A 13037-nucleotide genomic window follows, 5' to 3' on the forward strand; every position below is an offset into this window, starting at 1 on the left:
TTAATCCTTGTCTTCTTGGGATGTAAATTGTGTAAGATACGACTCGTTAAACATAATTGCTTGCAGAATGGCTTTTTCATTGACGTAAAAAATATAGCCTTTATCGCCATCGGCAAGTAACTTACTTACAATAGGTTGTTTGTTGCTATAAGCAATTTGCTGAATGGGGGAGAAATCTGTGCCATTCCAAAGGGCTAGATTCAAAGTGGTGTTATTTTGCGTATAAAGCAACAACACAAATTCGCCTATTGTGGCTAATTCGATTGAGGTTACATTGTCAATATTTAGGCTTTCTTGTAAAGAGTCCATCTGTAATGTCCCATTATGAAGTTCGCAAGTCTGAAAGTAGAGACGTTTAGAATTGTGAATATACGCCGCAATACAAGAATAAGTTTTTGTTTGTTTATCTAATGAGAATAATTCCTTGCGGACTGGTAATTGCGTGATAGTGGGCTGCTCCAATGATGTGTCTATAACAAGCTTTTCTTGTAATTTTAAATTAGAATCTAGGAGTGCAAAAATTGGCACATGGGTTTTTAGCTGCAATATAAAAGAAAGAATAAACGCCGAACGTGTTTGCGAATCTAGTGAATCCTGTGAAGCATGCACAGGAGACATAGTATCATAAATAGGCAAAAGAGTATCTGATAAAAAATGGTTAAAATTACCAAAGCCAGAAAAACTAATGTTTTTTATAAACTTAAATGGAATATTTGTTTTTGCATCACTGCGAAATACGTCATGCAAGTCGTTAATTGACGTAGAAAAAACGCGAATCTTATTAGATAAGGCGGCAAATTTCCCCTGTGTATTCAAAAAAAGGAAAAGCTGATTGTTATTCTGATAAATAATAGGGCGAGAAATACCATTAATATATTGCTTTGTTTGTTGCAATAGAAAATCTTGTGTCGCAAGAATCTTTGCATCACTCCATACTTGCGAATTATGCGTTGCTAGAGAATATTCACTTGGCGAGAAGAGCAGCCCATAAAGATTATGTCCTGTCAGACTAGATTGCATAAGTGGCGTATCAAAAAAAGTAATCAAATAAGTATGATTCCCTATTGTTTCTGCGCTAAGTGCATAAATGTTATGCAATTTATCACGTAAATCTTGCTGATAGACTTCATAGATTGGCTCTTGTTCTAAAGCATTAGTAGCCAATGGGAAATATTTATCGGTATAAGAACTATGTAGGAAAATTCCTATCCCTGCAACAAGACAAAGTACAATATAAAAAAGAATATCAATATATCTTTGCATAGATTATTCTTTGGGTATTTGCTGATTAGAAAGCTTATGCTTATCAGATTCTCTAGGATAAATTGCTATTTCTTTAATGCGATATTCAAGCGAAAAACTCGGAGAAAATACACTTATATCGCCATCTGGAGTATTGAGCATTGCAGAGTGAGGCTGTAATGGACGCCCATTTTCTAAAATAACAACCTTTGTAAACGGAAGTGATATATCATAGATTCTCATGCCGTTATCGCTTATAAAGCTTTGTAAATTTTCTAACTTGTTATGCTTGGCAAAGAGTGTTGCAAGAGATTCTAAGAGTAACGGCGCGCTAAAGATTCCGGCTGCTCCGCTTCGCTTTGCCTCAATGCTATGCGGTGCGCTATCAGAACCAAAGCTTATCTTAGAATCTGCACACAACATAGCTTCAAGGATGGCATCTCTGTCTTGAGGTGTTTTTACAATCGGCTTACAAAAGGCAAATGGATTAAGCTTGCCCCCTAAAATATCATCAAGTGTCAAAAGGGCATGATGCAAAGTAATCGTGCCAAACAAATTGGGATATTTATGAATAGATTCTAGGGAATGTCTATCGCTTAAATGCTCAATAATAATTCGCAAACGTGGAAAACTTCTCGCCAATTCTTCAAACACACAGAGAAATTCCCGTTCTCTATACATGCTAAATCCTGCACTTTCGCCGTGTATGCTTAGAATCATGTTAAGGTTTTGTGCTTCCTCTAAAAGCCGCAAGAAATCAGGAGTAAGAATCTCGCTTACACCATTATCTGAATTGGTTGTAGAACCCTTAGGGTAGAGCTTTAATACTTTTATTCCGTGTCTATATGCCTTATGTAACTCTTGTATGGTTAGAGAATCTGAAATAAATAGACTCATAAAGGGAATGAAATGCTGTGTGCAAGAATCATGAAATACCATTTGCCTATCATCACCCGTTATGTGGCAGTGTGAATGAGCAAGACGTCGAATTTCTTCTTGATAATGCAAAACAGAATCCACTGAAGTCAATGGTGGTGTCAGATTTGGCATAGCAAGTACCAAAGAAAAGTTTCGTGCACTAAAAGGCAAAATAGATTCTAAAACTCTCTCTTGTCGCAAATGTATGTGCATATCAAGAGGATTATACAACGAAAGTGTTTGCATGGATTTCCTTGACAAGATTTGTTGCGAGGTTCAGCGAACGTGTAAGAATGACACAAGGAATTATAACACAGATTGCATGACGTAGAAATGGCAATGAATGATGATTCTGTTTGAGAAAAATTTCAGAACCATGCCTTTTGTAGTAGAATATTGTTTTATTTTAGTTTGCAGCATAATTCAAATTTAGAACTATCATTTTTTCAAAGCATTAAGGATAATAAATGCAAAAAAACAAACAACACTTCACCTCGTAGCACGGCTGCGCCTAGCACGAATCGCGATATTTTTACGCGCGATTTGGCAGGAGAGCTGATTGATATGAATGACCCGGAGTTTGGGAGGATTAAAGAAGTTATTTTGGAGACAATTAGGCTAACAGATGAGTTAAATAGCGGACATCACAGCCCCGAGCGAGTGCAGGAACTTTTTGCGCAAATCATTGGCAAGGAGATAGATTCTAGCACATGGATAATCCCGCCCTTTTATGTCGATTTTGGGCGCAATATCAAAGTGGGCAAGAACTTTTTTATGAATCAGGCTTGCACATTTATGGACAGAGGCGGAATCACGATTGGTGATGATGTCTTTATCGCGCCCAAAGTCTGCCTAACAACGATTAACCACGACTTTAATCCTTATAATCGTCAAGCGACATTTTGCAAGCCGATTGTGATAGGCGATAGAGTGTGGATTGGCATTAATGTAACGATTTGCCCGGGCGTAACGATTGGCGAAAATTCTGTGATTGCTGCTGGTGCTGTCGTAACCAAAGATGTCCCGCCCAATGTGATTGTTGGAGGCAATCCTGCGAGAGTTATCAAATCTATTGAAGAATATGAGCTAAAGTAACAACATAATATCATTTCTACATTCAGAGAATCCATAAATTACACAACACGATTTAGCAATTTGTTGCCGTGATTTATCAAGGATTCTTTAACCCAAGATTTTGCAAATTTGCAAGCTAAGGATATAAAAGAGAATTATTATTCTAAGGCTTTTGGCGGTAAGTTTTTTAGCAAGAATGATTCTAAAATCATAGGTTATGTGCGTGATAGGCTAGATTGTCTTTTAGAACAAAAGCAAGTTAATGAAAAAGAATTTTGCATACTCTTAAGCTCTTTGCTTTATAGCGCAGATAGAATCGCAAACACCGTAGGGCATTATGATGCGTATCGTAAGAATATTGCTTTGCAAGATAGATTTGTATATGAGTTGATAGAGCCTATTGTAAGCAATGCAGAGATAGAAATATATAGACAAGATTCTAATCTCTTGGTTAAAAATTTATCTAAGCAAAACAGACAAATAGACATAGCCTTTTAAATCTTGAAGCTCAAAATATTATTTTTAACGATTCTTTAACAGAATTAACGATGATAGATTCTTTGTGATAATTTTCCTGATATTCAATAGATTCCAAAAGATATGTAAAGTTTATTAATTTTGATGAGGGATTAAATATTAGAAATTTTGATATTTTAGAGTTTATTAATAGACTTAAATAATTTATGAGCAACAACAATCAATAGTTAAACTAGTATGCTGGAATCAAATATTACTACAGAAAGAGAGACAATGACGATACAAAGTCCTTTAAATCCTCAAACAACAGAATCCAAGCCATTTGTGAAATGGGCAGGGGGCAAGAGGGGCTTGCTCGATTCGCTCTTGCCCTTTGTGCCCAAAGAGTTTGGCGATTATTTCGAGCCCTTTTTGGGCGGTGGCGCTTTGTTTTTTGCGCTTAAAGATCGCGGCTTGTTGGAGGCTAAGAATGTCTATTTGAATGATAAAAACATAGAATTAATGAATGCTTATTTGGCAATACAAAATTGTGCGCATGAGCTTTTGAGAGAATTAGAAATTTTGCAACAAAATCATAATAGGGAAACATTCTATTTTATACGTAATCTTGATAGGCAAGTTGATTTTTTGCATTTAAAGGATTATTTTCGTGCAGCAAGATTTATTTATCTTAATAAGACATGTTTTAATGGATTGTGCCGCTATAATTCTAATGGTGAATTTAATACGCCTATGGGGAGCTATAAGAATCCCAAGATTTATGATAGAGATTTAGTTTTGAGCGCCAACAATGCCCTAGAAGATGTGCAGATTATGAATCTCGATTTTGAGCAAGCAGTCATCAACGCAAAAAGGGGCGATTTTGTCTATTTTGACCCTCCTTATTACCCCTTGAATAAAACCTCTAGCTTTGTGAGTTATACGGATAATTTTTTAGAAGAGGAGCATATAAGGCTTTATCATGTTTTTAGGACACTCAATGCTAAAGGCGTCAAGGTTTTGCAGAGTAATTCTAATGCAGAGTTTATAAGAAAGCTTTATAAAGATTTTGAATGTATCGAGCTTAGGGCAAAGAGGGTAATTAATTGCAAAGGCGATAAAAGGGGCGAAATTACGGAGCTTTTGATAAGGGGGGATTATGAGTAAAAATAATGAGCAACAAGATGTAAGCAATAAAAAACATTTAGTTTTAGAAGCTTTGCTAGAACGATGCCAGAAACGAAATAATCTTATTTTTGATAATGATTTAGTCAAAGAGATTTGTAGGGAATATCATTTTGGTAATCCATTTGATGTAACAAAGCTTGATTCTAAGGATAAATTGCCACTTTCTTTTTTAGAACAAGATGTTTGTTTGTTACATTTAGGCAAAGGTCGCCATCGGTTTGTTCATGGTGTTGATAAGCTCTATCATACCTTTGAAGCTATGCAAGTTTCCATTGAATGGGAATATAAAAAGAGTTTGCTCAATGAATACAATAATAGCGAAAGCAATATTTTGAGCGTGGCAAATAATCAAAGAATCTTGCATTATTTTTTGTTTGGAGAAGATTTAGAATTTGAGAATGTAGAAATTGAAAATCGTCCCAAAACTTATTTTCCTCATCGAACAAAAACTACTTTAAATTATTATTTTAATAAACAAGAAGTTATTGCAGAAAATCAACAAATAGAAATTGATTTAACACTTGAATATAATGGTACTATTGGAGTGTTTGAGGCAAAAAATGGTACACCAAAAGATTTTAATATCTGCCAAATTTATCACCCATTTTTGTATTATTATAATTCGGGCTTAAAAATTAAACATATCACATGTGTTTATCTTGTACGTAATGCTGATAGTCTCAACTTATGGGCTTATACTTTTGATGAACCGAAGTGCTTAGATTCTATAAGATTTTTAAAATCATGTGAATATAATTTAGTGAGGAAATAATATGCAGCTCAACAAACTCTACAATGATGATGTTTTAAAAGTGCTTAAAAGTTTACCCGATTCCAGCCTTGATATGGTTTATGGCGACCCTGATTATAATGTTGGCATTAACTATAATGGCTCAAAATACACGCAAAAATGGGACGATTATATTGCTTGGTATTGCGCATTGGCAACAGAATCTATGCGCGTGCTCAAGCCTAGTGGGAATCTTTTTATGATGAACTATCCCAAACAAAACGCATATTTACGTGTTAAATGCTTGGATTCTATCGCGTATGATGTGCAAGATTATGTTTGGGTCTATAATACAAATGTTGGGCATAGCAAGAGGCGCTTGACAACAGCACACAGAAGCATCTTGCATGCCACAAAAAGCAAGGAGAATCATTTCTATAAAGACAATATTGCAATGCCCTACCAAAACCCAACAGATAAAAGAATTATGCAAAGACTAGCAGAGGGGCATAAGGGTAGAATGCCCTATTCATGGTTTTATTTCGATTTGGTTAAAAATGTGAGCAAGGATAAAACATTTCATTCATGCCAGATTCCATTAAAACTTGTAGAAATGCTCATCAAGTCTTGCACAAATGAGGGAGATTCTGTGTTTATCCTCTTTGGTGGTAGCGGGGGCGAGATTGTATTGTGCGAACAACTCAAGCGCCAATGGATAAGCTGTGAGCTGCACAAACCTTATTATGAAATGATTGTAAATCGACTTGAAAACAAAGGCGAGATTAAAGAAAAATTTAAATTACCAAATTTTCAAAAATCTAGCCAGAAACAAAATAATTTATTTGAAGCAAATTTATAAATTGAGATACTTAGAGTGAAAAAGAAAGTTATCACATACTTTTTTGAAACGAGGCGATGAATTGTAATTTAGGAATTTTCATTAAAGATAGATAAGTTGATTATTTAAAAGTACAAAATTTCAATTTGTATAGAAACTCATGTAAACTAAAAACATTCCCAAGATTCCTAGAAAGCTTTCTAGCCAAGAGCTTTGGGAACTCAATGGCATCAAACGTAGATTCAAATTATGCGCAATAGCCTATAACTAACGCTAATAAATCAAAATACTTAAAAATCTATTAATTTCCTGCTAAACTATTGACAAAAACTAGGTATCAGACTTTATAATTAGAGAATCTATTTTTCGCAGTAAGAAGAAGTGAAAATCACAACATTAATACATTGGTGATTGCGATTTAATTTACATAAAAGGCTTGGTATGGTAGTGATTATTATGGGCAGCATGAGTGATTGGAATGTCATGAAAGAATGCACCAAAGTATTAAAGCAATTTGATATTTCATTTGAAGTCTATGTTTCTTCTGCGCATAGAACACCGCTTCGCACAAAAGAAATTGTTTTAGATGCAGAACAAAGAGGGGCTGATATTTTTATTGGTGCGGCTGGTATGGCTGCTCATTTAGCTGGAGGTATCGCAGCTATAACCTGTAAACCTGTCATAGCAGTTCCTTTGGCAGGAGGGTTGCTCGATGGACTTGATTCACTACTGTCAAGTGTGCAAATGCCAAAAGAGATTCCTGTCGCTACAATGGCTGTTGGGAAAGCAGGGGCAATCAATGCCGGGTATTTGAGCGTACAAATCCTTGCCTTGCAGCCAAAATACGCAAATTTGGCTTTAAAATTAGCACAAGAAAGAGAATCTAAGGCAAAGCAATTAGAACAAGATACACAAACAATACAAACCGAATTACAATCACAATGATAAGGGGGGCATTATGGCAGAAACACATCAAACACAAGGGTTAAAAACGATACGAGAGATGCAAGAGGATTTGAGAGAAAGCTCCCTTGCAGAAATGCAAAAAGATGTTGCAATCCCCCAAGCCACATCGCAGTCAAACAAAACACAAATGCGCGCGCAGATACAAGATCAAGTACAAACAATAGAACATATTCTAGAATCAAACAATACATCGCCAGCACCGAACAAAACACCACCTCCAAAGCAACCCCAAGAAAAGCTAGTAAAAAAGGAATCAACACAAGAAAAATTAATGCAAGTAAATATCACAAAAACTGCCAATCCTGCGATGAAAAACACAAGCCAACCCTCAAATCAACCCACAAGACAACCAGCGCAAATGCCACCAGCCCCAACAAATGAAACACACGATACCCACATAGAATCTACAACACAAGCTGATATAGCGCATATTACTGCAAAACAAAATATAGAAACTAATCCAGACACACATATTAATGAATTGAAACAAGAGAAATATGAGCAAATAGTTAAAGCGAATCCGGTAGGCAAGCAAGAGACTTGGATTCTATTAGAAGAGTTTTTACATTTATCAGGATTGGAACGAGAAAAAGTCGAAGAACTAATCAGGAACAAATCGATTAAAAGCAGGCAAGAAAACAACAGAATCTATATCGAAGCAAGCACTGGAACTTCGGCATTAATTAAAAAAGTAGAGAATCGATTAGTCTCGCTTGATATGAGTGGCAATGCTTTGGACCCTGTTTTTGTAGAAAAAACTATTGCAACAATTTTAGGCTTACATGATAAGGTTATCCATTCTAAAGATGAGACAATTTCAGCTTTCAAAAGTGAAAATAGTTTCTTAAAAGAAGCCTTAGTTTCTATGCAGGAAATCTATGATGATGATAAAAAAACCATCGAGCTCTTGCGACAGCAACTACAAAAGACTCAAGAAGAAGTGGAATTTGTCAAACGTAAATATAAACTTATGTGGGGAAGAATAAGCAATAGCACAACTTAATATGCCAAATGTAGCGCACAAGTAATACGTATTACAATAATCAATCAGCCCAACTACTTAATATCGTGCGAGACTTTGTCATTCTAAGCATTGCGAAGAATGACAAACTTCTCTTGTCGCTCTGAGGCTTTAGCCGAAGAGTCTCTTAAAGATTAAAGATTCAAAAGAGATGTTTCGCTCACTTCACTCCCTCAATATAACAAAGGATAGAGACACTTCGGTTTCACCCCAGCATGACCAAGATAGAAATATTTATCCCTGTATGAACTCGCTCCCATAGCCTAACGCCAAAAATAGGGGCATAACATGGCAAAACAGCGATTTAATAAGTCTTGTAATCCACAGCAACACAGTAAATTCTTAGTAGCAATATTTCCTTTGTTTGATACGTAAGAAAATCACCGTTACGACAAAAGCCATAGCTTCAGCGACAAGGAGCCAAAACAGATTCCCTCAAGCCCCCCAAAAGATTGGCAGCACAAGCACAGCAAAAACCTCAAAAACAAGCGTACGCAAAAAAAAGATAATAGCGGAACTGATTCCATCATTAAGAGCCGTGAAGAATGCCGAACCAAAAATATTAAAAGAAACATACAAACAGAAACAACGGAAAGCAAAACAAAGCTTTTCTGCCGCACTTGTTGCAGACTAAGTGTATTTTTGCGCCAAAATGATAACTCACAATGGGCGAGATTCCAATAGAACAGCCGATAAAAATTGCTTGAAAAATAAAGCTGACATACGTTTACGACACCATACGTCGCAACGTCATTTTCGCCCACATATTTGAGTAGCTGGATATAGAGCATTCCCGCAATAGGTATACGATACTGCTTAGAAGTTCCGAAGAGCCATTAACACAGTTTGCAAAAGTGCGCTCAAATCCCATTGCGTCCTGCCAAGTCCCAAAAAGCTAGGATTGTTGCGCGCAAAATAGAAAGCCACCGATACATTGAGAAATAAGCGTTGTAAACGCCGCACCCCAAATCCCCCACGAGAATACAACGATAAAAAACGTGTCTAAAAGCCTATTGGCAATACCTGATACAAGTGTAATGACCAAACCTAAGCTTGGCTTGCCCGCTGTGGCAAAGAGGCATTGAAAGCTAAATTGCAACATAGAAGCAGGTAGAGCGAGGAGCAAAATCTGCCCATAGAGAATGCAAGATTCTAAAAGCACACCTTCTACGCCAAGAGAGGTCGCAACAAAACGAATGCTAAGTAGCCCTAAAATCGCAATGACAATCCCGCAAACAAGCGAGACATAAACTACTAAGAAAAAATGCTCTTTACCTTGCGCATGTCGCCCTACCCGATGATTTTGGCAATCAATGCACTACCATCTATGCCCAACATAAAACCAAAAGAACCCAGAATCGTGATAAAAGGATAGATGAAATTGACAGCCTCAAAAAAATTGGCCGACAAAATTTGAGATAAAAGTCATCGACAATCACATACATCAAGGCAAATCCACATAAATGTAGAAGGTAATGCGAAAATAATGAGCCTAGAGAGGCGCGTTATAGAGAGTGGCATTATTTTCCCTTTGCTGTTCTTAGTATTTTTGGATTGCAAAACTCTGCTGCGCTTTTTTGCGAAAAAGCGAAAGGTATTTTTTTTAAAAGCTGCGTGAGCTGCTTGGATTCTTCGGGCGAAAATTCGTTAAAAACGTTGTTTTCAAGCACAAAAAGCTGCGTGATATTTTTGCGCACAAATTCCTGCCCTAATTCTGTGAGAAAAAAAATGCCGCTCTTTTTGTTTTCGCCTTTTATAAGGACGGTATAACCTTGTATTTGCAAGTTTTTAATCGAGAAATTAATCATTTTCTTGCTTGCAAAATAATAATTGGCAATATCTCTCTGCAAGCAATCATCGTTAAATTCAGCGATGTAATAAACAATGAGCATGTGCTATCTGATAGTCTCATTGCGAGCGAGTTTTGATGATAGAGTTCATCAAACTCGAGATAGAGCGCATTAAACCCTTGTAGCTCGCGTCGTGGATTCATTTCCATCCTTTTGTGTTCCCTGTGGGCGCGCATGTTGCGCTAAGGATTGTGTTGCTGCTTAGTTACGATATAGTTGTGTAATTGTGCTAAGTACTAAGGATAAAATCCGAAATCGGGTTATACTACAATCTGCTTGGCTTGTCAAAATAGGGCTTAGATGGTAAATATTGCTATTAAGCAAAGATGTTTAGCTTTGGTGTAGTTTGAAAAAGGCGAGAATAATAAATATCCTTGCATTGCTTGATGCTAGTGTTTATCGCTCTAAGGGGTATAAACTAATTATTGTGAGTTTTTATGGAGCGCAAAAAGTGCGAAAAATATCAAATCAGAATTTTTTATGCTTTGATAAGGGTTGGCTTTCCATAGGCTTCTTGCATTTTGGGCATTTAGCAAAGATATCCTCGTGTTGTAGCACATCACTTTTTAGCCAATGGATTTTGCTAAAGCCACACAAACAAGTAAATTGTATAGGGTTAGGTCGTATCATATTATTCCTTTTGTTGGCAAATTGACTTAAAATCCTGCATCCAATGAGTATCTCCAAAGCCACAAAAATAACCAGAGACTAGCTTTATGTTTTAATAAGCTTTATATGCGTATCCGAGATTTTTTGTATCTCATAATCTCTTAGACAATTCAGAACACCAACACCTCCTGCTGCCACTGCAATGCTGATTGCTGTTATGGTTGTAGCAGTGCCAAGAATACCTACAGCCCCCGCAGCAGATGCTGCAGCAAATCCTGAAGTTATTCCAAGAGTTGCCGTGAGGCAAGAGCTAGAGCCACGGCAGCACCGATTGCAACTATGGGCAAGAACTTAGTTCATGCAGTCGCCACCGATCCCATCGGGCAAGCCCTCGCACAATCCGCAAGGATTTTGCCCATACTTGCAAACATGACAAAGGAAATTCAAATTGTCGCTCTGAAAAAGATTCCGAATCTTGTCATTCTGAAGAATCCCAAAAGCGCAAACAAGAGATTCTTCGCTTCGCTCAGAATGACAAAAAAAAAGGGGGGGGATATCAACATGACAAAAATGAGGCTCAACATGACAAAAAATATGCGATAGAAGTCAAAAGTAATAAAAGTCAGATCATGATAAAAGATTCACATCTTGCCTTAGAACAAAGCCCTCTATAAAAAGAAATGCGGCACAAATGACAATAGAACACATTCCAGAATCAAACAATACATCACCAGCACCGAATAAAACACCGCCTCCAAAGCAACCCCAAAAAAAGCTAGTAAAAAAGGAATCAAAGCAAAAGAAAAAATGATAAAAGTATACCACAATTCAATTCGCGCAAGTGAAGCATTATTTAAACCGATCGTGAATTATTACTAAAATTATTCATAACATTCAAGAAACTTTCTCTTTAGAATCTTGCGTACAATATCCATTGATGGTTTGTATCATACAATAAAGTAGCCCTACCGCTCTATTCGTATCTATTCATACTACGGGGGGGGGGGCAAAAAAAGTATCAATGCCTTGGGCTATCTTTACTCGCGCTTCCCCATTGCCATAAGGATTCGGTTTAGGAATACGGGTTGTTTCTCGCTGAAGTATTTCACTAGATTCCTTGACAATACATAGAGAATCTGTACCGACTAACTTCGCGAATCCTGCCTGGATTCCCTCTTTTCTCTCGGTTTCATGTCGCATAACAAGGATAGGTACTCCAAAGCTTGGGGCTTCCTCTTGGATTCCGCCGCTATCAGTTAGAATAAGCTTGCTATGTTGCATAATTAAAACAAGGTTCGGATAATCCAAAGGTTCACATAGCAAAATATTAGCAAACTTTGATAAGGAGCGATAAATCCTTTGCTTGACATTTGGATTAGGATGTACGGGAATTATAAAATAATGATTGGCAAAAGTTTCTGCAAGTGTCCGTATCGCTTTAAGAATCTCCTCTAATCTATCACCATGGTTTTCTCGTCTATGAGTCGTGATAAGGACAATATTACTTCCATCTCGCGCGCTAGATTGTAAGGGGATACCTAGCTGTTCCCAAAATTTCTTTGCACGTTGTAAAGATTCTTCACTCAAGCAAAAAAGCGCGTCAAGTACTGTATTTCCTGTTTCAATGATAGATTGAGCCGTAATTCCCTCTTGCAAAAGAAGAGCTGTTGCGAGATTAGTAGGAGTAAAATGTAAAGTCGCTATCTTACTTATCATCTGTCGCAATGCCTCTTCTGGAAATGGTTCAAGCATATTATAAGAACGCAACCCAGCCTCAACATGAAATAAAGGAACATGATAATAAAAGCTCATAAGTGCCCCACAAAAGGCACTCATCGTATCGCCTTGCACAATGCTTGCATGATAAACTCTGTGTTGAAAAACAGATTCTAATGCGCTAAGAATCTTGCTTTGTAGATTTGCCAAGCTTTGATTGGGCGACATGCAATCCAAATAAATATCAGCTTGTATTCCAAAGAATCCTAATGTTTGATTAGAAAGCTCTTTTTGTTGTTCAGTATTGCAGATAGTAATATGATATTTCTTTTGTCCTTGTAATTCTAATATCACGGGGGCTAGTTTGATAGCTTCGGGTCGTGTACCTAATATAATGAGGATATTTTTCATACATTACCCTTGCATTAA

The 13037-nt window shown here is 36.9% G+C and carries 17 protein-coding genes; 11 read left to right on the plus strand and 6 right to left on the minus strand.

The genetic code is table 11. The features are described from left to right. Positions 1 to 1263: a hypothetical protein gene (locus CQA66_RS04955; protein WP_104762807.1), complete on the minus strand. Its 1263-nt coding sequence runs from the start codon at positions 1261 to 1263 to the stop codon at positions 1 to 3. Between the two features lie 3 nt (positions 1264 to 1266). Then, a complete protein-coding gene (gene pyrC / locus CQA66_RS04960; RefSeq protein WP_104762806.1) occupies positions 1267 to 2406 on the minus strand; it encodes a dihydroorotase in 1140 nt (379 codons plus the stop codon). A 150-nt stretch (positions 2407 to 2556) separates the two neighbouring features. Between pyrC and CQA66_RS04965 the strand changes: the two genes are divergently transcribed. The 8 genes from CQA66_RS04965 (at position 2557) to CQA66_RS05000 (ending at position 9067) form a co-directional block, all read left to right on the plus strand. After that, positions 2557 to 3255: a sugar O-acetyltransferase gene (locus CQA66_RS04965; RefSeq protein ID WP_233707707.1), complete on the plus strand. Its 699-nt coding sequence runs from the start codon at positions 2557 to 2559 to the stop codon at positions 3253 to 3255. Positions 3256 to 3363: 108 nt separating this feature from the next. Then, a complete protein-coding gene (locus CQA66_RS04970; RefSeq protein WP_233707706.1) occupies positions 3364 to 3732 on the plus strand; it encodes a DNA adenine methylase in 369 nt (122 codons plus the stop codon). 252 nt (positions 3733 to 3984) lie between these two features. Further along, positions 3985 to 4857: a DNA adenine methylase gene (locus CQA66_RS04975; RefSeq protein WP_104762805.1), complete on the plus strand. Its 873-nt coding sequence runs from the start codon at positions 3985 to 3987 to the stop codon at positions 4855 to 4857. Next, positions 4850 to 5650, plus strand: a complete 801-nt coding sequence (locus tag CQA66_RS04980; RefSeq protein WP_104762804.1) for a type II restriction enzyme — start codon at positions 4850 to 4852, stop codon at positions 5648 to 5650. Before CQA66_RS04975 ends, CQA66_RS04980 begins: the two co-directional genes overlap by 8 nt. 1 nt (position 5651) lies before the next feature. Further along, the gene (locus tag CQA66_RS04985) at positions 5652 to 6467 is read left to right on the plus strand and encodes a DNA-methyltransferase (RefSeq protein WP_104762803.1); all 816 of its coding nucleotides are present in this window, start codon (positions 5652 to 5654) and stop codon (positions 6465 to 6467) included. Positions 6468 to 6887: 420 nt separating this feature from the next. Then, positions 6888 to 7391, plus strand: a complete 504-nt coding sequence (purE, locus tag CQA66_RS04990) for a 5-(carboxyamino)imidazole ribonucleotide mutase (RefSeq protein WP_104762802.1) — start codon at positions 6888 to 6890, stop codon at positions 7389 to 7391. Between the two features lie 379 nt (positions 7392 to 7770). After that, complete coding sequence (locus CQA66_RS04995; protein ID WP_104762854.1) at positions 7771 to 8415, plus strand: DUF3972 domain-containing protein; 645 nt, start codon at positions 7771 to 7773, stop codon at positions 8413 to 8415. Positions 8416 to 8797: 382 nt separating this feature from the next. Then, a complete protein-coding gene (locus CQA66_RS05000; RefSeq protein ID WP_104762801.1) occupies positions 8798 to 9067 on the plus strand; it encodes a hypothetical protein in 270 nt (89 codons plus the stop codon). Positions 9068 to 9328: 261 nt separating this feature from the next. Here the strand turns inward: CQA66_RS05000 and CQA66_RS05005 are convergent, their stop codons facing one another. From CQA66_RS05005 to CQA66_RS05015, 3 genes are all read right to left on the minus strand, one after another. After that, positions 9329 to 9748, minus strand: coding sequence for an MATE family efflux transporter (locus CQA66_RS05005; protein WP_104762800.1), 420 nt, complete (start codon positions 9746 to 9748; stop codon positions 9329 to 9331). 205 nt (positions 9749 to 9953) lie between these two features. Continuing rightward, positions 9954 to 10241 (minus strand): hypothetical protein, encoded by a 288-nt coding sequence (locus tag CQA66_RS05010; RefSeq protein WP_104762799.1) that lies wholly within the window; start codon positions 10239 to 10241, stop codon positions 9954 to 9956. Beyond that, on the minus strand, positions 10238 to 10426 hold the full coding sequence (locus CQA66_RS05015; protein WP_104762798.1) for a hypothetical protein: 189 nt from the start codon (positions 10424 to 10426) through the stop codon (positions 10238 to 10240). Before CQA66_RS05015 ends, CQA66_RS05010 begins: the two co-directional genes overlap by 4 nt. Before the next feature lie 203 nt (positions 10427 to 10629). Between CQA66_RS05015 and CQA66_RS09145 the strand changes: the two genes are divergently transcribed. From CQA66_RS09145 to CQA66_RS05020, 3 genes are all read left to right on the plus strand, one after another. Beyond that, on the plus strand, positions 10630 to 10938 hold the full coding sequence (locus CQA66_RS09145; RefSeq protein ID WP_147289207.1) for a hypothetical protein: 309 nt from the start codon (positions 10630 to 10632) through the stop codon (positions 10936 to 10938). Between the two features lie 183 nt (positions 10939 to 11121). After that, positions 11122 to 11247: a hypothetical protein gene (locus tag CQA66_RS09585; protein WP_267892943.1), complete on the plus strand. Its 126-nt coding sequence runs from the start codon at positions 11122 to 11124 to the stop codon at positions 11245 to 11247. Next, positions 11232 to 11495: a hypothetical protein gene (locus CQA66_RS05020; protein WP_115582556.1), complete on the plus strand. Its 264-nt coding sequence runs from the start codon at positions 11232 to 11234 to the stop codon at positions 11493 to 11495. The genes CQA66_RS09585 and CQA66_RS05020 overlap by 16 nt, the downstream gene beginning before the upstream one ends. 384 nt (positions 11496 to 11879) lie before the next feature. Here CQA66_RS05020 and wecB read toward each other — a convergent pair whose 3' ends face one another. Then, positions 11880 to 13019, minus strand: a complete 1140-nt coding sequence (wecB, locus tag CQA66_RS05025; protein WP_115582557.1) for a non-hydrolyzing UDP-N-acetylglucosamine 2-epimerase — start codon at positions 13017 to 13019, stop codon at positions 11880 to 11882. Between the last annotated feature and the right edge of the window lie 18 nt (positions 13020 to 13037).

Origin of the sequence: Helicobacter aurati (genome assembly GCF_003364265.1) — a bacterium.
Lineage (GTDB): Bacteria > Campylobacterota > Campylobacteria > Campylobacterales > Helicobacteraceae > Helicobacter_A > Helicobacter_A aurati.

Excerpts from the sequence above, each read along its gene's own strand:
- CQA66_RS04955 (WP_104762807.1), bottom strand. The coding sequence starts at position 1,263 with ATGCAAAGATATATTGATATTCTTTTTTATATTGTACTTTGTCTTGTT.
- pyrC (WP_104762806.1), bottom strand. The coding sequence starts at position 2,406 with ATGCAAACACTTTCGTTGTATAATCCTCTTGATATGCACATACATTTG.
- CQA66_RS04975 (WP_104762805.1), top strand. The coding sequence starts at position 3,985 with ATGACGATACAAAGTCCTTTAAATCCTCAAACAACAGAATCCAAGCCA.
- CQA66_RS04980 (WP_104762804.1), top strand. The coding sequence starts at position 4,850 with ATGAGTAAAAATAATGAGCAACAAGATGTAAGCAATAAAAAACATTTA.
- CQA66_RS04985 (WP_104762803.1), top strand. The coding sequence starts at position 5,652 with ATGCAGCTCAACAAACTCTACAATGATGATGTTTTAAAAGTGCTTAAA.
- purE (WP_104762802.1), top strand. The coding sequence starts at position 6,888 with ATGGTAGTGATTATTATGGGCAGCATGAGTGATTGGAATGTCATGAAA.
- CQA66_RS04995 (WP_104762854.1), top strand. The coding sequence starts at position 7,771 with ATGCCACCAGCCCCAACAAATGAAACACACGATACCCACATAGAATCT.
- CQA66_RS05010 (WP_104762799.1), bottom strand. The coding sequence starts at position 10,241 with ATGATTAATTTCTCGATTAAAAACTTGCAAATACAAGGTTATACCGTC.
- CQA66_RS05015 (WP_104762798.1), bottom strand. The coding sequence starts at position 10,426 with ATGAATCCACGACGCGAGCTACAAGGGTTTAATGCGCTCTATCTCGAG.
- CQA66_RS05020 (WP_115582556.1), top strand. The coding sequence starts at position 11,232 with ATGGGCAAGAACTTAGTTCATGCAGTCGCCACCGATCCCATCGGGCAA.
- wecB (WP_115582557.1), bottom strand. The coding sequence starts at position 13,019 with ATGAAAAATATCCTCATTATATTAGGTACACGACCCGAAGCTATCAAA.